This is a genomic window from Staphylococcus simulans, assembly GCF_047037175.1.
GTDB classification, from domain to species: domain Bacteria; phylum Bacillota; class Bacilli; order Staphylococcales; family Staphylococcaceae; genus Staphylococcus; species Staphylococcus simulans_C.
The window spans coordinates 488,617-512,918 of sequence record NZ_CP178241.1 but is presented as its reverse complement, the minus strand read 5'-3'; the positions used below and the strand labels follow the sequence as shown (position 1 = coordinate 512,918).

Annotated in this window: 24 protein-coding genes; 6 read left to right on the top strand and 18 right to left on the bottom strand. The window is 35.9% G+C overall.

Translation table 11 applies throughout. The features are described from left to right. Positions 1-88 precede the first annotated feature (88 nt). Positions 89-439 (top strand): large conductance mechanosensitive channel protein MscL, encoded by a 351-nt coding sequence (gene mscL, locus ACFCT9_RS02405; protein ID WP_412520533.1) that lies wholly within the window; start codon positions 89-91, stop codon positions 437-439. 84 nt (positions 440-523) lie between these two features. On the opposite strand, the gene sbcC is transcribed toward mscL, so the two are convergent. The 7 genes from sbcC to sosA form a co-directional block, all read right to left on the bottom strand. Next, positions 524-3,562 carry an exonuclease subunit SbcC gene (gene sbcC, locus ACFCT9_RS02400; protein WP_412520531.1) on the bottom strand — a complete coding sequence of 1,013 codons (3,039 nt, stop codon included), beginning with the start codon at positions 3,560-3,562 and terminating at the stop codon, positions 524-526. Next, a complete protein-coding gene (gene sbcD, locus ACFCT9_RS02395; RefSeq protein ID WP_412520529.1) occupies positions 3,559-4,686 on the bottom strand; it encodes an exonuclease subunit SbcD in 1,128 nt (375 codons plus the stop codon). Before sbcD ends, sbcC begins: the two co-directional genes overlap by 4 nt. A gap of 272 nt (positions 4,687-4,958) precedes the next feature. Continuing rightward, positions 4,959-5,426, bottom strand: a complete 468-nt coding sequence (locus ACFCT9_RS02390) for a CcdC family protein (protein WP_412520527.1) — start codon at positions 5,424-5,426, stop codon at positions 4,959-4,961. A gap of 161 nt (positions 5,427-5,587) precedes the next feature. Then, a complete protein-coding gene (locus ACFCT9_RS02385) occupies positions 5,588-5,818 on the bottom strand; it encodes a YneF family protein (protein ID WP_412520525.1) in 231 nt (76 codons plus the stop codon). A 174-nt stretch (positions 5,819-5,992) separates the two neighbouring features. Beyond that, positions 5,993-7,981 carry a transketolase gene (tkt, locus tag ACFCT9_RS02380; RefSeq protein ID WP_412520523.1) on the bottom strand — a complete coding sequence of 663 codons (1,989 nt, stop codon included), beginning with the start codon at positions 7,979-7,981 and terminating at the stop codon, positions 5,993-5,995. 207 nt (positions 7,982-8,188) lie between these two features. After that, positions 8,189-8,431, bottom strand: a complete 243-nt coding sequence (locus ACFCT9_RS02375; RefSeq protein ID WP_412520522.1) for a DUF896 domain-containing protein — start codon at positions 8,429-8,431, stop codon at positions 8,189-8,191. Between the two features lie 157 nt (positions 8,432-8,588). After that, positions 8,589-8,822 carry a DNA damage-induced cell division inhibitor SosA gene (sosA, locus tag ACFCT9_RS02370; protein WP_412520520.1) on the bottom strand — a complete coding sequence of 78 codons (234 nt, stop codon included), beginning with the start codon at positions 8,820-8,822 and terminating at the stop codon, positions 8,589-8,591. Between the two features lie 144 nt (positions 8,823-8,966). On the opposite strand from sosA, the gene lexA reads away from it, so the two are divergent. Both lexA and ACFCT9_RS02360 read left to right on the top strand, forming a co-directional pair. Continuing rightward, positions 8,967-9,590, top strand: coding sequence for a transcriptional repressor LexA (gene lexA, locus ACFCT9_RS02365; RefSeq protein ID WP_412520518.1), 624 nt, complete (start codon positions 8,967-8,969; stop codon positions 9,588-9,590). A 270-nt stretch (positions 9,591-9,860) separates the two neighbouring features. After that, positions 9,861-10,544 carry a phosphoribosylaminoimidazolesuccinocarboxamide synthase gene (locus ACFCT9_RS02360; RefSeq protein WP_412520516.1) on the top strand — a complete coding sequence of 228 codons (684 nt, stop codon included), beginning with the start codon at positions 9,861-9,863 and terminating at the stop codon, positions 10,542-10,544. A gap of 57 nt (positions 10,545-10,601) precedes the next feature. Here ACFCT9_RS02360 and ACFCT9_RS02355 read toward each other — a convergent pair whose 3' ends face one another. The 8 genes from ACFCT9_RS02355 to rpsN all read right to left on the bottom strand — a co-directional run bounded on the left by ACFCT9_RS02355 (position 10,602) and on the right by rpsN (position 18,777). Next, complete coding sequence (locus tag ACFCT9_RS02355; protein ID WP_412520514.1) at positions 10,602-11,114, bottom strand: NAD(P)H-dependent oxidoreductase; 513 nt, start codon at positions 11,112-11,114, stop codon at positions 10,602-10,604. Between the two features lie 108 nt (positions 11,115-11,222). Continuing rightward, positions 11,223-12,635 (bottom strand): sucrose-specific PTS transporter subunit IIBC, encoded by a 1,413-nt coding sequence (locus tag ACFCT9_RS02350; protein ID WP_412520512.1) that lies wholly within the window; start codon positions 12,633-12,635, stop codon positions 11,223-11,225. Next, complete coding sequence (locus ACFCT9_RS02345; RefSeq protein ID WP_412520510.1) at positions 12,628-13,593, bottom strand: carbohydrate kinase family protein; 966 nt, start codon at positions 13,591-13,593, stop codon at positions 12,628-12,630. Before ACFCT9_RS02345 ends, ACFCT9_RS02350 begins: the two co-directional genes overlap by 8 nt. Before the next feature lie 2 nt (positions 13,594-13,595). Beyond that, positions 13,596-15,065, bottom strand: a complete 1,470-nt coding sequence (locus ACFCT9_RS02340) for a glycoside hydrolase family 32 protein (protein ID WP_412520508.1) — start codon at positions 15,063-15,065, stop codon at positions 13,596-13,598. Between the two features lie 80 nt (positions 15,066-15,145). Then, on the bottom strand, positions 15,146-16,114 hold the full coding sequence (locus tag ACFCT9_RS02335; RefSeq protein ID WP_412520506.1) for a LacI family DNA-binding transcriptional regulator: 969 nt from the start codon (positions 16,112-16,114) through the stop codon (positions 15,146-15,148). Between the two features lie 200 nt (positions 16,115-16,314). After that, positions 16,315-17,250 (bottom strand): CAP domain-containing protein, encoded by a 936-nt coding sequence (locus tag ACFCT9_RS02330; RefSeq protein ID WP_412520505.1) that lies wholly within the window; start codon positions 17,248-17,250, stop codon positions 16,315-16,317. Positions 17,251-17,350: 100 nt separating this feature from the next. Then, positions 17,351-18,328 (bottom strand): GMP reductase, encoded by a 978-nt coding sequence (guaC, locus tag ACFCT9_RS02325; protein WP_412520503.1) that lies wholly within the window; start codon positions 18,326-18,328, stop codon positions 17,351-17,353. A gap of 179 nt (positions 18,329-18,507) precedes the next feature. Then, entirely contained in the window at positions 18,508-18,777 is a 270-nt protein-coding gene (gene rpsN, locus ACFCT9_RS02320) for a 30S ribosomal protein S14 (protein ID WP_002480842.1), read from the bottom strand. Positions 18,778-19,033: 256 nt separating this feature from the next. Between rpsN and rpmG the strand changes: the two genes are divergently transcribed. The 3 genes from rpmG (at position 19,034) to ACFCT9_RS02305 (ending at position 21,400) form a co-directional block, all read left to right on the top strand. After that, positions 19,034-19,183, top strand: coding sequence for a 50S ribosomal protein L33 (gene rpmG, locus ACFCT9_RS02315; protein WP_001265708.1), 150 nt, complete (start codon positions 19,034-19,036; stop codon positions 19,181-19,183). A gap of 315 nt (positions 19,184-19,498) precedes the next feature. After that, on the top strand, positions 19,499-20,956 hold the full coding sequence (locus ACFCT9_RS02310) for an amino acid permease (RefSeq protein ID WP_412520498.1): 1,458 nt from the start codon (positions 19,499-19,501) through the stop codon (positions 20,954-20,956). Between the two features lie 129 nt (positions 20,957-21,085). Beyond that, on the top strand, positions 21,086-21,400 hold the full coding sequence (locus ACFCT9_RS02305; RefSeq protein ID WP_107606053.1) for a hypothetical protein: 315 nt from the start codon (positions 21,086-21,088) through the stop codon (positions 21,398-21,400). A gap of 56 nt (positions 21,401-21,456) precedes the next feature. Here ACFCT9_RS02305 and ACFCT9_RS02300 read toward each other — a convergent pair whose 3' ends face one another. The 3 genes from ACFCT9_RS02300 to thrC are packed head-to-tail and all read right to left on the bottom strand — an operon-like array spanning position 21,457 to position 24,298. Beyond that, entirely contained in the window at positions 21,457-22,260 is an 804-nt protein-coding gene (locus ACFCT9_RS02300; RefSeq protein WP_412520496.1) for a Cof-type HAD-IIB family hydrolase, read from the bottom strand. Between the two features lie 53 nt (positions 22,261-22,313). Further along, a complete protein-coding gene (thrB, locus tag ACFCT9_RS02295) occupies positions 22,314-23,231 on the bottom strand; it encodes a homoserine kinase (protein ID WP_412520494.1) in 918 nt (305 codons plus the stop codon). Continuing rightward, the gene (thrC, locus tag ACFCT9_RS02290) at positions 23,231-24,298 is read right to left on the bottom strand and encodes a threonine synthase (RefSeq protein ID WP_412520493.1); all 1,068 of its coding nucleotides are present in this window, start codon (positions 24,296-24,298) and stop codon (positions 23,231-23,233) included. The genes thrB and thrC overlap by 1 nt, the downstream gene beginning before the upstream one ends. Between the last annotated feature and the right edge of the window lie 4 nt (positions 24,299-24,302).

Sequence of the window (24,302 nt, the reverse complement as noted above, 5' to 3'; positions counted from 1 at the left end):
AAGAAATGCACAACTTCCAAAAAAATGTATTTTACTACACTAAATAATACTGTATAATAAACTTTAGAAAATTTAGGAGGACATATTCGTGTTTAAAGAATTCAAAGAGTTTGCCTTTAAAGGTAATGTATTAGATTTAGCTGTCGCTGTTGTTATGGGAGCTGCATTTAATAAGATTGTTACATCTCTTGTTACTTATATCATCATGCCATTAATCGGTTTGATTTTCGGTACTGTTGATTTCGCGAAAAACTGGTCAATGTTCGGTATTAAATATGGTTTATTTATCCAATCAATCATTGACTTCTTAATCGTTGCTTTCGCATTATTCTTATTCGTCAAAGTAGCTAACACAATGATGAAGAAAGAAGAAGTGGAAGAAGAGCCAGAAGAGAATACAGTGTTATTAACTGAAATCAGAGACTTACTACAAAAATAAAAATAGCCCATCTGATAAATAATATGTACTAAGAAGTAAAAAGCAATGCCGCAATTTTTACCTGCGGCATTGCTTTTTAGTTTTCTATTGGAATTTAAATGTTGCATTACTTTGATAACCATTTGACTGGATCTGAAGTATGCTTGGAATGCGTTGTTTTAATTCGCTGACATGAGAAATAATTCCTACCATGCGTCCTGACGATTTAATATTAATTAAAGTATCTAGTGCCGTTTCTAATGTTTCTTGATCCAACGTTCCAAAACCTTCATCAATAAAGATAGCTTCTAACGTAATACCGCCAGATTCTTGTTGAACTACTTCACTTAAACCTAAAGCCAACGCCAAAGCAGCTTGGAAAGATTCTCCGCCGGATAGCGTGCTGATGGGTCGTGATTTATTTGAGTACCAATCAAAGACTTCTATATCTAAACCACTGTATCCTGCTGAGACCGCTTCACTTCTCACCAACTTATATCGTTGATTTGTCATTTGGAAGAAGCGTTTATTCGCATGCTCAATAATCAAGTTTAAGTAATAGCGCAACACGAAGTTTTCTAATGTCAGTTTCTGATTATTCTTACCTGATAGAATTTCAGACAATCTGAATATCTCCTCTTGATCCGCTAACTCTTGTTGTAACGTCGTAATATGTTCTTTTAACGCTTTAAATTCTTTTTGATTGGCTTGCATTTTAAACTCATGTTCGGTCACTTGACGTGTTTTAACTTCTAATTGTGTATTTGCTTCTTGTAATTGTTCTGCTAAACTTTCTAAATCTGGTTTTTCTTGCCCTTCTACGCGTTGTTTTAAATTTTCAATTTGAGTAGTTAACTTTACTTGCGTATCACGGAATGTTTGAATCTCTTGTTCAATCGCTGCTTTCTCATTCATCTTTTCAAGCACACCTTGTACTTCATCAGGTGTTTGTATACCCAATGTCTCCATTTCTTGATGAGATGCTGTTTCTTGTTCTTTTATTTGTTGAGAGAGTTCAGTCAGACGTTCGTTTACACTTTGAAGTGAATTTTGATTTAACGCCTGTTCTTGTTCAATTCCTCTGATTGTTTCACTTAACTTTTGATGTTTACTTTCATACGCATTAACTTGTTTTTCTTTGATTTCATAATCATGTTTAAAGGCAGCACTTTCTTGATATGTTGTATTAGATTCAAAGGCATCAATCAGCTTTTGTTGATTTGTTAATTCTGCTTGTTGATTCGTCACTTTTATTTGTAATGACTGGATAGCTTCGTTGATTTGCTGCTTATGTTTTATTTTTTCTTCTAGTTCAGCATTTTGTTTTTGCTGTTGCTGTTTTTGTGCTTCTGTCTCTTTATACTTGGCTTGTAATGCTTCGATATCTACTTCTATTTTTGTATTTTCATGTTCCGCTTCAAACGTATCAACTGCCTGTTGTTCAATCTTGATTTCTGTATTCAGTTCAGCTGCTTTTCCTTTTAATTCGTCACGTTGTTGCTGCAACGCTTCAAGTTCAAGACGATAAGCTCTGAGCTGTTCATAATCCACATGATCAGATAAAGACGTTATCTCGTGTCCGCAAATTGGACAAGGGTCTCCTGGTTGCAACATGGATTGTAATTTTTTAATCATGGCTTCTTGGTTATCTAACTCTAACTGATGTGTATTAAACCCTTTAATTTTTTCTTCTAAGTCTGTTAATGCTTTCAGATTATCTTCTTGCTCTGTCGTTAAACGCTTAATATTTTCTTTTTGTTTTTTGTACGTAGTAAACGCAGTTTGATAGTGTTCAGCAGCTTTAATTTCATTGTCAATTTCAAACAATGCTTGTGTTAATTGTGTCACTTTATCGTAATTCGGCTGTTCAATTTCTTGGTCGGATTCAAGTTGTTTTAACTGCGTTTGTTGTGCTGTTAAAGCGTCTTGAAGTTGTTTCACTTCAGTTGTTAATGTTTCTAAGCGTTGATATGCCTTTTGGTATTGGTCTAAATTTTTATAAAAATACTGTGTATCATTTAAAAATTGTTGTGCTGCTTCAATTTGTGTTTGATCTTCTTGTAACTGGTCCAACTGCTTGTTGCTGTCTTCAAGTTGTTGTTTTAAATGATTGCGTTGTTTGTTTAACGCCTCAGCCTTCTCTTGTGTTTCTGTATAATCTTTACGTGTTTGTTTCAACGACGTCAAAATTTGATGCAACGGTCTGACTTCTCGCATTTGTTTTAACAACATTTCTAAAGCCTCGATACGTTTGATGTCACTTTGTAAGTTTTCATACTTCTCTTGTTCTTGACGCAATGCTTTGATATTTTGATCAAGTTCTAATGCTTTACGATAAGTCCCGTCTGCTTTTTCAAACGTATTTTGTATTTGTGCTCTTTCTTTAGTCAATTGTTTCAATGCATGCTCAGCTGTTGCTTCAAATTCTGGAATGTACTTCATCAATTTATCTGTTTGAATACTTGGCGTTTCTTTCAATGCTTCTAACTGCGTATCATCAAACGTCTCTACATTTTGCCAATGTTGCTCAATCGTTTGATAACGTAATTCTATTTGGTGTTTCTCATCTTTAATTTCTTCTTCTAATTGTTTTTTCAAAATATCAAAACGTACGGTGTTGAATAATGTACGTAGGATGGTTTGTTTTTCTGAACTTTTAGAGAACAAGAATTTCTTAAATTCACCTTGCGGCAGAATAAACAACTGTCTGAACTGGCTCGCATTCACACCTAATAATCTAATCAAGTACTCTTTACCTTGTCTGATTCGGCTTTCAATCAATTCATAAGTATCGTTTTTCCATTCGAAAATCTGGGCGTCACCTTTAGTTTCATTTTTATTGCCTTCTTTGACAAACGGAGCTTGACGTACTACTTTAAACCATCTGTTTTTCAAACGGAATTCAAACGTAACTACCATAGGTGATTTACCATCTGCGAAATGACTTCTAAGTTCCTTCCCTTTTCTGCTTTCTAACGATGCTTCATCAAATAATGCGTAAACAATCGCATCAAATAACATCGATTTCCCTGAACCTGTTTTACCGCTGATTAAAAATAATTCATTGTCTTCTAATTTAGAAAAGTCTATCGTTTCATCTAAGAAAGGTCCGAAATTTTCCAAATGTAATGTTAAAGGTCTCATGCCTCGTCACCTCGATTCATACGATTTAACAGCGCATTAATTTTATTCTCTTGTACATCACTTAATGATTTTTGTGTCATACTCTCATAAAAATCTTCTATAATTTCTTTGTCTGTCATTTGTTTAATCGCATTTTGTGTTTCATGCATTTCGAATGTTTGCGTATTATTAGACAGCGCTAATACATTCGGATAGATTTGTTTTAAATTCATCATCGGATCATTAACATGTGACAGTTGTGTCAAATTAAAATGCATATAGTTTTCTTTATTATCAACTTCAACATTTTCTTGAACTGCATCTTCATATGTCGCATCGACGACTTCTAATTGTCTAAGTGGTTTTAATGGAATGAAAGTAGATTTAATTTGTCCTTCATCCTCTACGATTAATCTGCGATAACCTTTGGATTGTTTTGTTTCTGAGAATGAATACTGCAAGAGCGAACCGCTGTAATGTACAAAATCGTATTGAATACTGAATGGATGGTGTAAATGTCCTAATAGCACACTATCAAATTGTTTCATGACATTTTCTGAAATTTCTTCTACCGTTCCAATCGATAAATCACGCTCTGAATCGGATTTAATCCCACCAGACACTGTTAAATGGCCTACCAACATATTCGTTTGGTCAGGATTGAGTTGTGCGGTCATATGCTTTAAACAGCATTGAATTGCTTGATCGTATGATTTTAATGTTTCTTCAGGATAGAAATGTTGAATTTCTCCTAATGTCGCATATGGCAGCATATAAAAATTAACGCCCTCTATGGTAATGGGTTCAGTGATACGATCTAAATTCGTACGGATATAGAGCTTTGTATGTTCAAACCAGCTGGCACCATAATTCAGTCGTGTTCTGCCATCATGATTTCCGCTAATAATAATGAGCGGAATATTTAAAGTTAAATTTAATGTTCTTGTAGTCTCTTCTAATAACTTGACTGTTTCTTTATTTGGATAACTCGTGTCATATAAGTCACCTGCGATAACAATGACATCTGGTTGTTCTTCTTTCATCGCTTCAATAAATTGTTTCAGAATGTAACGTTGATCTTCTAAGAAAGATTGTCCATTTAATATTTTACCTAAATGCCAATCGGCAGTATGTATGATTTTCATGCCATCACCTCTTTTATTGATTATAATACAAAACGCCCATCCCTATATAGAGCATAGACGTTAAACTGTATTTACTTATATAATTTTTGAAATTTTGCGAATGTATACACCAACCCAGCGATAATAGCTGAAATAATCGCAACGACGTGTTTGAACTTCATGTGATTCACCTCACTCTATAATACTTTTTACCCAATACAAAAATAAACGATGCTTTTTCATCACTCGAAAAGCATCGTTTATTTAATAATACTGAATGGATTGGACTCCTATTAATTAACCATTTGATTTCTCAGCTTTTTATATTTCATTAACATCGCGATACGCCAAGGTAATATCATTGAGAATGCGAGTAAGAAAAACATTCCGCCGAGTTGACCTGGGTCGATTTGACTACTGATGACTAATTTCATGACTGTACGAATGAGTAAAAGTGAAATCAAAATAATTGGGAAGGCCTTTGAACGTTTCATATAAATCTCTGTACCCTTTACCTCAAAACGAGAGGTCCAAATCAATACTATTGAGAACAATAACCCGACTGCCATTGCTTCAAGTGCTTCTAATCCTGTAATTCTAAAGTAAGGAATGACATACATCAAAGCACCTGTAGACATGAAAATCGGAGGTAAAATAAGTTTCTTCTCATTTACTGGATATTGTTGTGCTTTCATTCGTAATATAATAACGCCGATACTCATTAAAAATGCGACACCGACTGAAAATATGAGATATAACACCGTGACACCTTCTTTTCTTCATAGAGTCTATCCTAAGAAACCATTTCATAGTATATCATTTTGTGTCGATTATTCCATATCAAAAAGAATTGAACAAGTGAATTATAAACAAAAAGAAAGCTATATGCCGCTGCACACAACTTTCTTTTTATAGATACTGGTTATTTCATTTTTTGATCCATGTTTTTGTTCATCATTGTCATCATTTGATTTATTTTCTTTTGAGATGGTTTTTGGCCCATTTGCATCATCATCATACGTAACATCTCTTCATTGATAGGAGGATTCTTTTTAAGATAATCCATCATGTATTTTCTTGCTAAGAAGAATCCACCAAGTAAACCGATGATTAGCGCAACAATAATTAATAAAATTGCTATCCAAGTTGCCATTGTCTCACCCACTTTCTTTATCCTTTAGCATTTTACTAAAATAATTTCATCTTTTCAAGTTGAATTGATACTAAAACAAAAGAATAAGAGCTATTCCTAGCTCATTGAAACGCTAACCGTTACTTTGGGTGTTTCAATTGTAGAACAGCTCTTATCTGTATCTTAATTTAAAACTTATAGGTTATTCAAAAGTTTTAAAACATTTTCTTTAGTGAAGCCGTATTTTTCAACTACTAAACCGCCTGGTGCACTTGCGCCGAAACGATCGATACCAAGGACTTCGCCTTCTAAGCCGACATATTTATGCCAACCAAGTGATGAAGCCATTTCAATTGCTAAACGTTTTTTAATTGTTGGCGGAATTACTTCATCTTGGTAAGATTTTGGTTGTTGTTCGAACGCATACCAGTTTGGCATAGAAACGACACGTACTGAATTTCCGTTATCCGCAAATGTTTTTGCTGCTTCAACTGCTAAGCTGACTTCTGAACCAGAGGCTAATACAAGATATTCTGGGTTAGCTTCAGATTCATAAACAACATAAGCACCTTTACGTACACCTTCTTCAACTGTTTCTTTAGAAACATCTAATACTGGAAGGTTTTGACGTGTTAATACTAATGAAGTTGGTGTTTGTTCACTTTCTAATGCAACTTCCCAAGCGACACGTGTTTCGTTACCATCTGCTGGACGAATCACATTCATATTAGGAATTGCACGTAAACCAGCTAATTGTTCAATTGGTTCATGTGTTGGACCATCTTCACCAACAGCGATTGAATCATGTGTGAAGATGAATGTTGAGTTAAGACCCATAATTGCTGAAAGTCTTAATGCTGGTTTTAGGTAGTCACTGAATACGAAGAATGTTGCACCGTATGGATTTAATCCACCATGTGCTGCCATACCGTTTACAGCTGCTGCCATCGCAAATTCTCTAACACCAAACCAAATGTTTTTACCTTCAGGTGTATTGCGATCATAGTCAGGTGCATCTTTAACGTTAGATTTGTTTGAACCTGCTAAGTCAGCTGAACCACCGAAGAATGAAGGTACAGATTTGCTTATTGCTTGGATTACATCACCTGAGTCTGCACGTGTTGCACTTTCAGAACCTACTTCAAATTCAGGTAATTCTGCTTCATAGTTTTCTGGTAATTTACCAGCAATCGCATCTTTGAATTCTTGAGCTAATTCAGGATATGATTCTGTATATTTTTCAACTAAAGCTTTCCATGCTTCTTCATTTTCAGTTGCACGTGTCAACATAGTTTCATTGAAGACATCGTATACTTCATCTGGTACATAGAAGTGTTTTTCTGGATCTAATTTGTAGTTTTCTAATGTTAATGTACGTTCATCATCACCAAGTGGTGCACCATGTACGCCATGTGTACCTGATTTGTTTGGTGAACCGTAACCAATCACAGTTTTAACTTCAATCATAGTAGGACCATTTTGTTCTTTAGCTTTTTCAATCGCACTATTGATTTCTTCTAAATCATTACCATCTTTAACTAAGATATGGTTCCAACCATATGATTCAAAACGTTTTTTGATGTCTTCAGAGAATGCTTTATCAAGATCACCATCTAATGAGATATCATTTGAATCATATAACACGATTAACTTGTCTAATTGTAAGTGACCTGCAAGTGAAGCTGCTTCATGTGAAATACCTTCCATCAAGTCACCATCAGAAGCTAAAACATAAGTGTAGTGATTTACAACTTCTGCGTCAGGTTTATTGAATTTACCTGCTAAATGGTTTTCTGCCATTGCCATACCTACTGACATTGCGAAACCTTGTCCAAGTGGACCAGTTGTTACTTCGACACCTTGTGTGTGTCTAAATTCTGGATGACCTGGTGTTTTAGAATCCCATTGTCTAAATTGTTTTAATTCTTCTAATTCTAAGCTGCCTGATACATGTAATAGGCTGTAAAGTAATGCAGAACCATGTCCTGCAGATAAGATGAATCTGTCTCTGTTAAAGTATTCATTTGAATTAGGGTTAAAGTTCAAATGTCTTGTCCATAGTGTGTATGCCATCGGAGCGGCACCCATTGGTAATCCTGGATGACCAGAATTTGCTTTTTCAATTGCATCAATACTCAATGCTCTGATTGTATTGATTGCAAGCTCATCTCTTTTATCGAACATCAATAAAACTTCCTTTCTATACAGCATGATTTTATGCCATTATACATTATATTAGTTAAGTTTAACATTCATTATCCTCGTGAAACCGTTACCAAATATAATAAATGATATTTAATCATTAAAAATTTACAAATTCATGAAAAAGAGCTTTTAGAACGTCATTTATTCAGTTCTAAAAGCTCTACATTTATTGTAGTATATTGAATTTTATTGTCTTTTATTTTGCTCACGTTGTACTTGTTTCAATTTTTCAGGTGTTACATCATTACCTTCCGGATCTAATACCTTAGTATTTTCAATTTGTTGTTTGAAACCTTCACGGAATGTTTCAAGGTATTTTTGATGCAACTCTGCTCTTTCTTTTGCTTCTTCTTTAGTTAAACCTTCTGCTTTTTTCTTTTTAGAAAGCTCATTAATACGGTTAATTGTTTCTTTATGTTGATCTGCCATGCTCTCGACCTCCATTAGTCTGATGATTATTTATCTTAGCAAACAATCGCTCGAAATAAAATGAATATGTTTTGTTAATCTTATTCCCGATTGTATGAATCTTACACCTTTCACCCATTGATATATAAGGCAGAATCAACATTACGTTTAGCATTCATCAGTGAACTGTTGCGACAATTGGTCTATTGTTTTGTTCGCCTTGTTCTATATATTGTTTATCTTGTTCGGCTTTTTGTTCTACCTTCGTTGAAAGCGTATGGTCTGTCATTTCGTACACTTGTTCTTGCTTACTTGATTGCTCTGCTCCGATTAAAAACGCTGAAACTAACATAAAGGACATTAAAAACACTGCGATATATAGTAAAAAACTAGTTTGATATTTCTTAATCATTATTCGAACACCCCTAGAACATTTGTTTGTATTTACACAATATCAGAACGATTGTTCGGTGTCAACACTTTTACGAACAAATGTTTGTAAAGGCTATATTAACGTGATATAATAAGAACAAACTAGAAGAGGATGTGCATTTAAATGACTGAACTTACGAAGCGTCAAAGCGAAATTTATGAATATATAAAACAAGTCGTTCATACCAAAGGTTATCCGCCAAGTGTCAGAGAAATCGGTGAAGCAGTCGGACTTGCTTCAAGTTCTACTGTACACGGGCATTTATCACGATTAGAAAGCAAAGGCTATATTCGTCGTGACCCTACAAAACCACGTGCAATTGAAATTGTCAGCGATCAAATTGAAGATGCTGCTGAAATCGAAGGTACAATTCACGTACCAGTTATCGGTAAAGTTACAGCCGGTATCCCAATTACAGCAGTAGAAAATGTAGAAGAGTATTTCCCATTACCAGAACACTTTACTTCAACTCATAACAGCGATATCTTCATTCTAAATGTTGTCGGAGACAGTATGATTGAAGCTGGTATTTTAGATGGAGATAAAGTCATCGTCAGAAGTCAGACTATCGCAGAAAACGGTGATATTATTGTAGCTATGACAGAAGATGATGAAGCAACAGTAAAACGCTTCTACAAAGAAAAACATCGTTATAGATTACAACCAGAAAACAGCACGATGGACCCTATCTACTTAGAACATGTTACTGTTTTAGGTAAAGTTGTCGGTCTATTTAGAGAACTATAGGCTATCGTATCTGTTCATAAGCATATCATCTCTTCTAAATATTGTTCGTGACGAATAATTAAATTCAAATCAACTGATTAACAAATAAGCACACTGTAATGTCCCAGATATTTGGACACGACAGTGTGCTTTCTTTTTGCCTCATATGTTTTAGATAGCACACATCTTGTTTTTGAGTGTTATTTTCAAACCCATTTCATACTTTTATATTTATATAATAGTCAATTTCTCTTATACTAAATATAACTACTACTATAGGAGTGAGATGAAATGGATTTAATCTACAAAGGTAAAACAAAAGATGTCTATCAAGATAAAGATGGTGAAATTGTACTATTCTTTAAAGATGATATGACAGGTAAAGACGGTGTATTTGATCCAGGTGAAAACCAAGTTGGATTAACTGTTGAAGGTTCAGGTAAAGCTGGTTTAAAAATGACAAGCTACTTCTTCGAAAAAATTAATGCTGCGGGAATTCCAACACATTACATCGACGCAAACATCGACGAACGTCAAATGCGTGTTAAACAAGTTTCTGTGTTTGGCAATGGCTTAGAAATCATTTGCAGATACCGTGCAGTTGGTTCATTTATTCGTAGATATGGTGATTATATCGAAGAAGGTGCACCACTTAACGGTTATGTAGAAATGACTTTAAAAGATGACGAACGACAAGATCCATTAATCAATAAAGCTGGTCTTGAAGCTTTAAATATTTTAAAACCAGGTGAATATGATGAAATTGCTGAATTAACAGTTAAGATTTCAGATATTATCAAAGAAGAACTTGCTTCAAAAGGTTTAGAATTATTCGATATTAAATTAGAATTTGGTCGCGATGAAAAAACAGGCGAAGTGTTACTTATTGATGAAATCTCAGGCGGTAACATGCGTGTATTCGATAAAGACGGTAAATACATCGAACCATTAGCATTTGGAGATTATTTATTCTAATAACAAGCATGCCGAGAATGATTTGTTCATTCTCGGCTTTTATTTTGCTTATAAAGATTAAACGAATTCAACATAGCGCTTTGTACCTTCTGCTAACTCAGCAGTCGTCGCATGATTTACGGTACCATATTGCGCAAAGTATCCTTGATAATGTGCACCTATATAATTAAAGGTCGCAATAAACGGCGACAATAATGTCTCTAGCGTGTAGTGATTCGATCCTTCTTCGCTGTAATCCGCTTCTAAACTCCCCACAGTCGTCGCAATGGCGAATTTTTTATTTTGCAGCTTCGTCCCTTTTGGTCCATACGCATAATTAAATAACAAAACTTCATCAAGATATTGTTTTAACAACGGTGGACTACTATACCAATATAATGGAAATTGGAATACAATCGCATCATAATTCAATAATCGTGCTTGTTCAGTTGATACATCTAACTGACTGTCTGGATACTGTTTATACAAATCAACAACATCAACCGCTTCATGAATTAATGCATCTTTCCACATTCGATTCACGATTGATTGTTCCATATTTGGATGTGCAATCATTACTAATGTACGCATCTCAACGCTCCTTTTAATGATTATTTTGACTAAATACTTTAGTTATACTATACACTAAACCTTAATAAAAAAACTGCTAACCACAACGTGTGATTAACAGTTCATCCTTTATTTTGCTTCTTTAATTTTCTCAGCTAATTTATCGCTATATCCGAAGAACCACGTTAATACAAAAGCTGTCGCAAATGAAATAACAAGTACTAATAAATACAGCGGTAATTGGCCAATATCTTTTAAGAATAATAAGATACCTGGCAGTACCGTAATGGCCATTCCTGATGCTTTCAGGTGGAAGATTGCTGCGAAAAATCCTCCCACAGCACCACCAATCAAACCACAAACAAACGGTTTGAAGTAACGCAAGTTCACACCGAAAATCGCAGGTTCTGTAATGCCGAGTAGTGCTGAAAATGCTGATGGTAACGCTAACGCTTTTAATTTTGCTTTTTTCGTTTTAAGTCCTACCGCAACAGCTGCCGCGGCTTGTGCAGTCATAGCTGCTGAAATAATTGGATTGAATTCATTATAATGGAATTTTTCTAACAGCTGAATTTCCATGAAGTTAAAGATGTGATGCACACCTGTCACTACAATAATTTGTTGGAATAAGCCAATTAACAAACCAGCAATGCCAAACGGTAAAGCTAGTACCCATTCTGTGCCTGATAGTATAATCGTTTCAATCGAATGGAACACCGGACCAATCACAAATAAACCTAATGTGATCATCACGAGTAAGACTAAAAATGGCGTTACGATTAAATCAATCGCATCTGGTATCCGTTTTCTAAGTGCCTTCTCAAACTTCGCACCAAGCAAACCGACAAAGAATGCTGGCAAGACTGAGCCTTGATAGCCAACAATCGGGATGAAGCCAAAGAATTTGATAGCTTCTGCAGAACCATCACCGACTTGATAGGCATTCGGCAAAGCCGGATTGACTAGCATTAAACCTAATACAATCCCTAAAACCGGACTACCTCCAAAGACTTTAAATGCACTCCAAGCTACTAAAGCTGGTAAAAACGCAAATGCAGTATCCGTCAACACTTGTGTGAATAAAATAAAGTTTTGCGGTATATCTTTAGCTGTCATGCCCATCCAACCTAAAATTTGTTCATTCATGACCACACCGCGCAAGCCCATAAAGAGCCCTGTCGCGACTAATACTGGAATGATCGGCACAAAGACATCACCGAACACACGAATAGCACGTTGAAAGGCATTGCCTTGTTTTGCGCCCGCTTCTTTAACCTCAGACTTAGTACTGCCTTCTAAACCCAGATTAGTAATCTCATTATATATTTTATTGACGGTACCGGTTCCAAAAATAATTTGAAATTGACCCGAATTATAAAAGGCACCTTTCACCTTTTCAATTTCTTCTACTTGTGCTTGATCTACTTTTTCTTTATCTTTTACCATAATTCTCAGTCGTGTTGCACAATGGGCAAGAGACTGAATATTCTCTTCTCCACCCACTGCTTGAATGACTGATTCTGCGATTTTCTTATCACTCATGACTTTCACCTCTCATCAACATTTTCGTTTGTGCCTGTGTCGGTAAACTTTCGATTGCGCCATAGGCGGTTGTCGTTAATGCGCCAACCGCATTCGCAAATCTTAGATATTCTTTTCCTTCTTCAAATAACGTCTGTTTGCCTTGTGTTAATAATTGATAGTTAATCGCACCGATAAAGGCATCTCCTGCACCAGTGGTATCTAACACTTTAACTGGATAACCTGACTGTTGTGCTATTAAACCCTCTTTTGTGTATAGAGAAGCACCTGCTTTGCCTTCTGTATAAATTACTGCTTCAACATTTCCTCTAAACAAAGATGCGATTGCATGTTCTTTGTCTTTAATACGCGTAATAAATTCTAATTCTTCATCTGAAATTTTGACAATATGCGCTTTCGGAATAAATTCTAATACAGTATGATGAAGTGCATCTAGATCATCCCATAACGGAAAGCGCAGGTTCGGATCAAAGACAACCGTTCCATTTGCTTCTATCATTCGATCAATAAGTACACGATGTGTCATTTTCATTGGACAATCTACTAAATCTACAGAACAAAAATGTAAAATATCTGTTTCATCAAAAGAAAGTTCACTTAATTGATCCGCTTCCAACAACATATCCGCAGATGGTTTGCGATAAAAAGCAAAATCACGTTCGCCATCTGCTGTTAAACTGACAAAAGCTAAGGCTGTGTTCGCTTGCGTTGTTTGTTTCATATACTGCGTATCCACGCCGACACCATTGAGTTTATCTGTGATTTTTTCACCAAATGCATCATCACCGACTTGCGTAATAATTGCTGCGTCACCGCCAAGTCTCGCAACACAACTTGCAACGTTCGTCGGTGCGCCGCCTACTTGTGGTGAAAACTGTGTTACTTCTTTTAATTTCGCATCACGTTTACTCGGGATAAAATCGATTAATGCTTCGCCCACTGCATATAATTTACTCATGATTACCCTCTTTTCAATTCATATTGTTTCGTTTTAATTTTAACGTTTCCAGATGCTGAAAACATACAATGTTCATAGGGTGCTTTGGGAAACAAACGTGTTGTCATCACATGTGTTCCTTCATTAATGAAGATTTCCATACTCGAAGTATCGATGAAAATCCTTAAACTTTGTAATGGTTGATTTAATTTCACTGTTCTTGTCTGATTATCTTGATTGCTCGGTAATGTGCCACTTTGACTACGGTCAAGCATTAATGCACCTGTATACTTCTCATATGATATTTTAACCGCTTCATCACTTTGATTTGAAAATACAACACTTAATTCATCCGCTTCATTCTCTACAATTGAAATATCGACTTCTGACCGCTCAGGATGAATCAAATCTATCATAGTGCTGTCTTGATTAACCTCACATATTGCTTCATAACTGCACACTCTCAACTTCTCTACATCAGGATGTACCTTTTGAATCAATGTATCATCTTTAATATTCAATACCCTAGGCAACGTGAGACAATGTGCCCAATCATACTGATCTGTTGGATAATTGATATCTGGCAATCCCATCCAACCGATTAATACGCGTTCACCTTCTTTAGATAATGTCGTTTGCGGCGCATAAAAATCAAAGCCATGATCCAACTCCATAAATCCATCATGTTTCATTTCTAACGTTTCTAAACTAAAATCTCCGATGATATATCCAGACTGATATATATTTTGAAAATGTATACCGTCTGGTTCAATGCCTTGCGGACAGAAAATCAAGACATCTTTGTCATCTAGTTTAAATAAATCCGGACATTCCCACATATAGCCAAACTCAGATAATCCTGTGTCAATTTCACCGAGTAAATGAAAGTTAAGTGAGGTATCGCCTTGATAAATTAATGCGCGTCCTGTTTGTTCTGTAGTTTGTGCACCAATCACAAAATAATAATGCTCATCTTCTTGCCACACTTTAGGATCTCTGAAATGTTCTGTATAACCCTGTGGCACACCTTCAATAATCGGTTGTTTCGCAACAACCTCAATGTCGTCATTTAATTTCGCAACCATTTGGTTCGGTATACGTTCCCACGCTTTTGTCCTGTGATTTCCTGTATAAAAGACATACAAGTGATGATCAATTTGTATACTTGACCCACTATATGCCCCGTGAGAATCATATGTGGTATCTGGGTAAATAACAGGGCCTTTATTTTCAAAATGAATTAGGTCTTCTGACTCGACATGATACCAATACTTCAAACCATGTACAGGGCCTAGAGGAAACCATTGATAAAACAAGTGATATTTGCCTTTAAAATAAATAAAACCATTTGGGTCATTCAACAATCCTGTGACAGGTTGAATGTGATAGTGTTGTCTCCAAGGCGACTGATTCACTTGATCTTTCATCGCTTCAAAGATATCATTTGAAATTGAAGCTAACCCGCGATATCTCGCTTCACGTGTCCATTCCATTAGCGCACTCCTCTCTTATTGGAACCGGTTCCAAAATAGTATATAAGTAAAACGCTTTCATAAACATTTTACTTATTGGTTTAAGAGAAGTCAATACTGTTATTTTTAATCAATTCGAAATCCATCACTTCTACTTGTTCAATCGCTTCTCCTTTAATCGTACGAATCAAATTCTGTGCTGCTTTCTCACCCGTTTGTTTATAAGGGAAACTGATTGTCGCAAGAGACGGTGTGACAATGGAAGTCGTATCGTAACCGCCAAACCCAGCAATTGATAATTGATCGGGCACTTGAATGTGTTGTTGATGTGCTGCCTTTAATGTCCCTAACGCAATATTATCGGTACCGCAGATCAGCGCTTCATATTTTGAGACTAATGCTTCTGCCGCAGAAACGGCTTGTTGCAAATCAAATGTTGTGTAATAAATATCTGGTGTTTGATTATACTGTTTAAGCCCCGCTAATACGCCATTTTTTCTTTCAATCCCTACTGCTTTATCGTATTCATCGACACCTATATAGGCGATACGTTTAAAGTGCTGTTGACCGAACAACTCACCTATCATACGCCCTGCTTCAAAATCATTTTGTATCACTGACGGCACTCGTTCATCTGATTGTCCAACTACAATGACGGGGGCTTTGATATCTTGAATTGCTTCAATGTGCTGTTTCGTAATTTGTGTTGCGATAAGCAATATACCGTCTACTTTATTTTTGTTTAAAGTATATAATGCTTCTACTTCTTGTTCGATACTTTGGCTCGTATTCACAATCAATGTTTGGTACTTAATTTCACGTAAGTAGGTATCTGCCCCTTCTAGAATCTGGTTTGCCGCATAGGAATCTAATCTCGGAATAATCGCACCGATCATAAATGTGCGTTTCGCTTTAAGAGATTGCGCAAATTGATTGGGAGAATACCCTGTTTCTTGTACAATTCTATCTATTTTATCTTTAGTTTTCTGGCTGACAGAACCGCCATTTAAATATCTGGATACGGTACTTTTAGATACATTGGCCATCGCTGCTATATCTGAAATATTCATAATTAACCTCCTCACTTCTATATTTTTCAACTTTATTCGAAGTATTTAATTTCTTCTCACCCTATTTTTCTACTTGTGCTTATTATAATCAGGAGTGTATTCATTTATCAATAAGCGCTCTATAAATTAAACATTTCTTTATATTATAAAAGGCAAAATCTCTGTTGAAACCAGAAATTTTGCCTTCATGTGATGGGTTATTAACTTGTATAATTTTCGGTCCAGAACGGTTGTCTTTCATCATTGAAATCCACACCGACACCTAAGTTTTTATAATTGGGTTGTAAAATATTTTTTCTATGTCCTTCTGAATTCATCAGACCTTCATGTGCGAAAATACTATTTTGATGACCATACGCTAAGTTTTCGCCTGCGCTGTTATATTCAATCCCATCTTTTTTCATACGATCAAATGGAGACTCTCCTTTTTGGTTCGTATGATCAAAGTAATGATGGTCGGCCATGTCTTTACTATGTTTTCTCGCAGTATTAGAGATGGTATCACTATATTTCAATACAGATAAACCTTTTTGAACACGTTCTGCATTGACTATATCAAAGTTTTGCAGCTCAAAACCTTGTGCAAGTGATGACGATGGTGCACCGTAAGGTTTCATCAAACGATGTTCCATTTCTTTGCTGATTTGCATCACACCTGTCACTTGGTTATTTTCATGCTTATCATAAAAGACGGTTGTATAAATACCGTCTTTATCAAAGACATCATATTCATCGCTCGTGACTTGGTATTTGTAGTTGCCTTTTGTCATTTCATCAATGGGTTGACCCAGTCTATCTCTGACAGCTGATTTTGGAGAACCGTACTTGATTTTCGATTTTGAAGATATAACATTTTGGTTACTATAAATACCATTCACTTTATTGTTCATATAACTGACCATCACAAATGAATGATAATCTTTATGATAGGTATACCACTTTAAACCATATTCATTGGCACTGACACGCTTAGGTTGACCTAAAGCTTGTTCTACTTTATCTTTTGTCATATTCATTTGAATATTATTTAACGCAAAATCTTGCTTATCTGGCACTTTAAGTGCTGTTTCATTAACACTTTCCTGTGCAGTCACAGCTTGAATTTTGGCTTTTGCTTGGTTTTGAATGTTAATCATCCAAGGTGTTTCTTTAACTGGAATAATTAAGAAAGCAAGTAACAGGATGACTACAAATGAAAATGTGCGTCTAATCGTCTACACCTCCAGATGGTAAGGCTTAGTCTCTATCACCATTAAAGATAGAGTTTCTTACAATGACATAGTCTACTTTTCTTAATTCTAGTAAATCTTTGCCACCTGCATATGAAATAGAGCTTTGTAAATCTTGTTGCATTTCTTTTAATGTGTCTACTAATGAACCTTTATGTTCCACAAACATTTTCTTGCCTTCGACATTTTTACGCTCACCTTTTTGATATTCAGATGCACTGCCGAAGTATTCTTTGTATAATTTACCCTCTAATTCGACTGTTTCACCGGGTGACTCTTCATGTGCAGCAAATAATGAGCCGATCATTACCATTGAAGCACCGAAGCGGATAGATTTCGCAATATCGCCATGTGTTCTGATACCGCCATCAGCAATAATGGGTTTACGCGCTGCTTTACTGCAGTGGTTAACTGCCGCTAATTGCCAACCGCCTGTGCCAAAACCAGTTTTGATTTTAGTAATACATACACGCCCAGGTCCGATACCGACTTTTGTCGCATCTGCCCCTGCATTTTCTAATTCTCTTACAGCTTCAGGTGTCCCAACATTACCTGCAATCACAAACGATTCTGGTAAATATTCTTTTAAATGGCGAATCATATTGATTACTTGTTCTGAGTGGCCATGTGCAATATCGATTGTGACATATTCAGGTTTTAAGCCTTGTTCAGCAACTTCTTTTACAAAGTCATATTCATTCGCTTTCACGCCAACTGAAATTGATGCGAATAAGCCTTTATCGTGCATTTTTTTGATAAATGGAATACGTGCTGCTTCATCAAAACGATGCATAATATAGAAGTAATCATTTTCTGCGAACCATTCTGCAAGTTTTTCATTCATAACCGTCTGCATATTCGCAGGAACTACCGGCATTTTAAAACGACGTGGACCGAATTGAATGGATGTATCACATTCTGAACGGCTTGTTACAATACATTTATTAGGAATCATTTGGATATCTTCATAATCAAAAATTTTCATATCTATCTAACACCTTATTCTTTATTTTTATCTAATCTTCAAAAGTCCACTATACATCATACTATCTCATTATCGCTTTTGCCATGAAAAAGAATACATTCGTCAAAAAAGCAAAAAAAAAGAACACATTCCATTCAAGAAATGTGTTGCTTGATGAATTGATTCCCAAAAACTAGTGCTTACCAGCTTGCTTTTCTTACGCCTGGAATTTGACCTTTATGCGCATGTTCTCTGAATGCGATACGTGACATTTCGAATTTTCTCATTACACCACGTGGTCTTCCAGTCACTTTACATCTGCGAGTTAAACGTGTTGGTGATGAATCTCTAGGTAATTTTCTTAAAGCTTCATAGTCACCTTTAGCTTTTAACTCTTGACGTTTTGCGTAATATTTAGCAACGAGTTCTTCTCGTTTTTGTTCTTTAACAACTTTTGATTTTTTTGCCATTAAAGTTCCTACCTTTCTTAATAGTAAATGTTCATAATCGTAATTATTACGATTTATATCATAACACAATTTCCATCTTTATCAATACTTTTTGCTCATTTTTTAAGCAAAGTTATTTACTAATCACAAATTTTTCTATACAATAGAATACATTGAGCTTATGCTGCTTATTTTATCCATCTTGCACGACAGGCATGATTGTGGTAAATTTAAGTGCGTAAGTATTGCTAATAACTTAATAGAAAGGGTGTCTACATTGCGCGTAAACGTAACATTAGCTTGCACAGAATGCGGCGATCGTAATTATATTACTACTAAAAACAAACGTAACAATCCTGAACGTATCGAAATGAAAAAATACTGCCCAAGATTGAACAAATATACATTACACCGCGAAACTAAATAATGTATTGAAACTACGATAGTGAACTTACCTATTCAAATCGGTAATGTTCACTTTTTTTATTTTAATTTGTCCACTCATGTATGCTCAACATAAAATCATGTCAGCACACTTTGAATGGTTCTAAATATACACCTCTCTGACGATTTTGTCCATGAGGTATCACTGATTATGAAATACAGAATGTACTTTTTTTCTATTATTTGTCAGAATCTTTCAAAATATTTGATTTAATACGTCAAAGGTCATTGATAAGTTGTAAAAAAACAATTAGAATAGAGTACATATATTTTAATTTAAAGATTAGAGGTAACGCATATGGATGAAAACAAAATGAATCGAGGACTCAGTTCTCGCCATATATCAATGATTGCTATTGGGGGCGCAATCGGTACAGGTCTCTTTATTGCTATGGGCGGTGTCATCTCCCAAGCTGGACCTGGCGGTGCGATTTTAGCGTATTTGATTATTGGTATTATGTTGTATTTCTTAATGTCATCAGTTGGAGAGCTTGCAACCTTTTATCCTGTATCAGGCTCTTTCAGTTCATATTCAACGCGATTTATTGATCCTTCCCTTGGCTTTACTGTTGGTTGGCTATACTGGGCAATGTGGTCACTTGTTACGAGCGTAGATGTCATTATCGCATCAAACGTACTGTATTACTGGGACACATTCAAGTTTTTCTCTCCACTTACATGGAGTTTAATCTTTATCACGTTTTTATTACTGTTGAACATTTTTACGGTTAGAGCTTTCGGTGAAGCAGAATTTTGGTTGGCAGCCATTAAAGTCGTTACAATTATCGTATTTATCGTAGTAGGTATTTTGACAATCTTCGGTATTTTAGGCGGTCATACGTATGGCTTCAAAAACTTCACAATCGGCGAAGCACCGTTTGTTGGAGGCACTGCCGGATTCTTGAGCGTTCTATTAATCGCCGGATTCTCAGTCGGTGGAACCGAGGTCGTTGCGGTAACAGCTGGTGAATCAGATGATCCTAAAAAATCAATGCCGGCCGCAATCAAATCAGTGTTCTGGAGAATTTTATTATTCTATATTCTTTCAATTGCAGTGATTTCAGCGATTTTACCTTATAACGAACCATTATTACTTAATAAAAATGAATCTGTAACCCAAAGTCCATTTACCATTGTATTCGACAGAGTCGGTATCGCTTTTGCGGCATCTGTTATTAACGCAGTTATTTTAACGTCATTATTATCAGCCGCAAACTCTGGTATTTATTCAACAAGCCGTATGCTGTTCTCACTCAGCACAGACAAACAAGCACCGAAATTCTTAAGTTACTTGCACGGTAAAACAAAATTACCTATTCCAGCAATCCTAACGAATTTCGTTATTGTTGTCGTCGTTATTATTTTAGCGAACTTCCATGCGAATGCGATTTTCACATTGCTTGGCATTATCGGACAATTAGTTATCTTCGTATGGGCAGCCGCAATCTTCTCACAAATGAGATTGCGCAGAGGCTTAAAGGCACAAGGTATAGACGTCAACGAACGTTTGCCATATAAAACGCCTTTATATCCATTCGGCCCTATTATCGTTTTAGCTATCCTATTGTTCTTATTAATCGGGGGTTCATTCGAAAATATTGTTCAATTGAATGTCGGTGGAATCATTAAAGATATTGGTCCAATTCTAGTACTCTTCATTATATTCATCGTGCATAAAATGATTAAGAAAACAAAACCAGTTAAATTAAAAGAAATGGATGTAAGAAGTTTCGAAGAATTTAATAAAGTGAAATAATGTTTTCATTTAAACAGATTGGCTAAGCCAATCTGTTTTTTCTTGTTAAATGATAACTTTTAAGATTTTACCGACTTAGGATATATAGTATAATGAGGATAATAAGATGAGAAATCGAGGTGTTACAACATGGTAGGACAAACAAATTTATTTGACGATGTTTTAAAGGAAGACGAACGTTTTGTAATCGTCGTTCAATCTCTTGAAGAAAAAAATGGCAGACTGATTAAAAGAACTTTAAGAGAATATCCAAGTCTAGAACATGATCAAATGGTACCTCTATTTGAACACTTAAAAGATGTTTACCTAAGTGAACCGTTTGAAAGTGGACAATCTGCATTTATTATCACTGTCTATACAAACTTAGATTACTCAGCTGATAATATTTATGCGCTTGTAAAACGAAACCATGGCATGCATGAATGGACGCATACAGCTAAATAATCGCACAAAAATGAGACTTTCGATGAATATCAGAAAGTCTCATTTTTTGTTTCAATTTATAAAATTTTCTTTAAAGCATAGGCAATACCATCTGAGTTATGATCTAACGTCACAAAGTCAGCCACTTCTTTTAAAGCATCGCGCGCATTGCCCATTGCGACAGCGTAACCCGCTTCTTTCATCATAGAATAGTCATTCATACTATCCCCAAATGCGATGGTCTCACTAATATCAATTCCGACCTTCTCACATAATGCATGCAATGCTTGGCCTTTAGATACACCGTGAGGCACAAATTCTAAGAAGAAAGGTTTACTCGTCGTCACATCAATTTGATCGTTAAATACACCCTCAAATGCCTGTGCACGAGCTTGGATATGTTCTTCATAGTCCACACCTAATACTTTGGCTACTGGATTTTGAATAAAGGCTTTCAAATCATCTGTACGTTGCATTGGCAGACCTGTAAGTTCTGACTCAATATTCATGTACTCATGTTCACCTTCATAGATAATATGGCCATCTTGATACGTTAACGCAAACATATCGTTTTCTCGACAATAATCAATAATACGATCAAAGTCTGCTTTAGAAATACTTTGTTCCGCTTCTAACTCTCCATCTCTTACACGTGTCGTACGACTACCGTTAAAGCTGATGACATAACTATCATGTTCGTTTAGATGCAAGTCTCTCGCAATCGGCAGCATCCCTTCTGTAGGACGTCCTGAAGCTAAGACGACATGGTAACCTTTTTCTTGTAAATCAATTAAATAATTAGCAGTTTCTGGACTGACTTGATTCTCTGAATTCAACAAAGTATCATCCATATCCATTACTATCATTTTATAGTTGCTCATATGATGTATTGCGCTCCTTTTTAGCGTATTCCATCAAATTATATCGCATTTCCTTATGATTCATAAACTTTTTCTACGATTATTCCGCTTTTGTTGACTGAAATTAATTCAGATTCACATTCTGGCAATTCCTTGTTCAATCTTCTGACTAATTTACCGCTTTTAGAAGGATCAATTAACGTTAAAATTGTCGGACCTGCCCCGCTGATTACTGTCGCATAGGCATGGTATTCACGTCCTAACGCTTTAACGCGTTGAAATTCTGGGATCAACTCTTGACGGTAAGGTTCATGGAATCCATCCATTTCCATCAACATCCCTGCTAATTGATAATCATGCTGCATCAGCGCACTTAACATTGTGTTGCTGATGGCACTATATTGAACCGCTTGTTCATGTTCAAAACTTTTTGGCAAAACTTGTCTAGAGTCATGCGTTTTCAGCTCGTAACTTGGAATTGTGATGACCAAGTTCACATAAGGGGGTTCAATTGAAGAAATATACGTTTCTTTCGTTTCATGATTATAGAATCCAGCAATCATGCCACCATAAATAACTGGTGCAACGTTATCTGGATGACCTTCTATTTCTGTTGCGGCTTCAACCATTTCAAACTCTGATAATTGTAAATGGCCAAAGAAGTCTGCTAAATAAATCCCTGCAACTAAAGCAGAAGCCGAGGACCCAAGTCCTCTGGCTAAAGGAATTTCACTTCGCATTGAAACCGTTAATGGCGGGACAGACATTTCATATTTCTGTTCAAGAAATCGTACGACTTGGCAAATCAGATGATGCTCATCAGTCGGCAAGCCATGCAAGTTGTCACCCTTATGGTGGAAATGCCATTGTTCATCTGCACTTACTTCTGCTTCCACATAGAGGAACTTATTTAATGCGAGTCCGATTGAATCAAAGCCTACGCCTAGATTGGCAGTAGAAGCGGGAACTTTAAGCTTTAAACTTTCTCCCATTAATGAATAGCTCCTTTGATATATTTAATAATACTTGCTTTGTCATTTGGTAATGATTTAATTGGATTGTCTAATAATGAGATGGCAGTATCAGGGTCTTTTAAGCCGTTACCAGTCAACACTGCAGTTACAGTAATATCTTGTAGTAATTTACCGGCTCTATGCAATTTAATTAAGCCAGCGATTGATGCATTACTTGCTGGTTCTGCAAACACACCTTCTTTAGAAGCTAAGAGTTGATAAGCTTCTAAGATTTCATCGTCTGTGACACTATCAATTAAACCGTTAGACTCATCTAATGCTTTGACAGCTTTATCCCAACTTGCTGGGTTACCGATACGAATCGCAGTTGCGACTGTTTCAGGGTTTTTAATCACTTTATTTTGTACGATTGGTGAAGCCCCTTCAGCTTGGAAACCAAATAATTTCGGTAAACCTGTTTGATGTTTTTCATTAAACTCTTTGAAACCTTTCCAATACGCTGTAATATTACCTGCGTTACCAACTGGAATAGCTAACACATCCGGTGCTTTGCCGCCTAATTGATCTACAACTTCAAACGCACCTGTTTTTTGGCCTTCAATACGGAATGGATTAATAGAGTTGACTAATTCGATTTCGTTTTCTTCTTTCGCAACTTCTTTTACAATTTCTAATGCTTCATCAAAGTTGCCTTCAATAGAAACGATTTCTGCACCATACATTACTGCTTGTGATAATTTACCTAAAGCAATTTTACCTTCAGGAATAACCACAATCGCTTTTAAACCAGAACGTGCTGCATAAGCAGCTGCTGAAGCTGATGTGTTCCCTGTTGATGCACAAATGACTACTTTTTTGCCTTCTTCTTTGGCTTTAGTAACAGCCATTACCATACCGCGGTCTTTAAATGAGCCTGTTGGGTTGGCACCTTCAAATTTTACAAACAAGTTAATGCCTAACATGTCTGATAATGTATCACAATGAATCAACGGCGTTTGGCCTTCATTTAAAGTTACATTTGGTGTATTTTCGTTAACTGGGAGATATGCTTTGTATTCTTGTACTAAACCTTGCCATCTTTTCATTTTA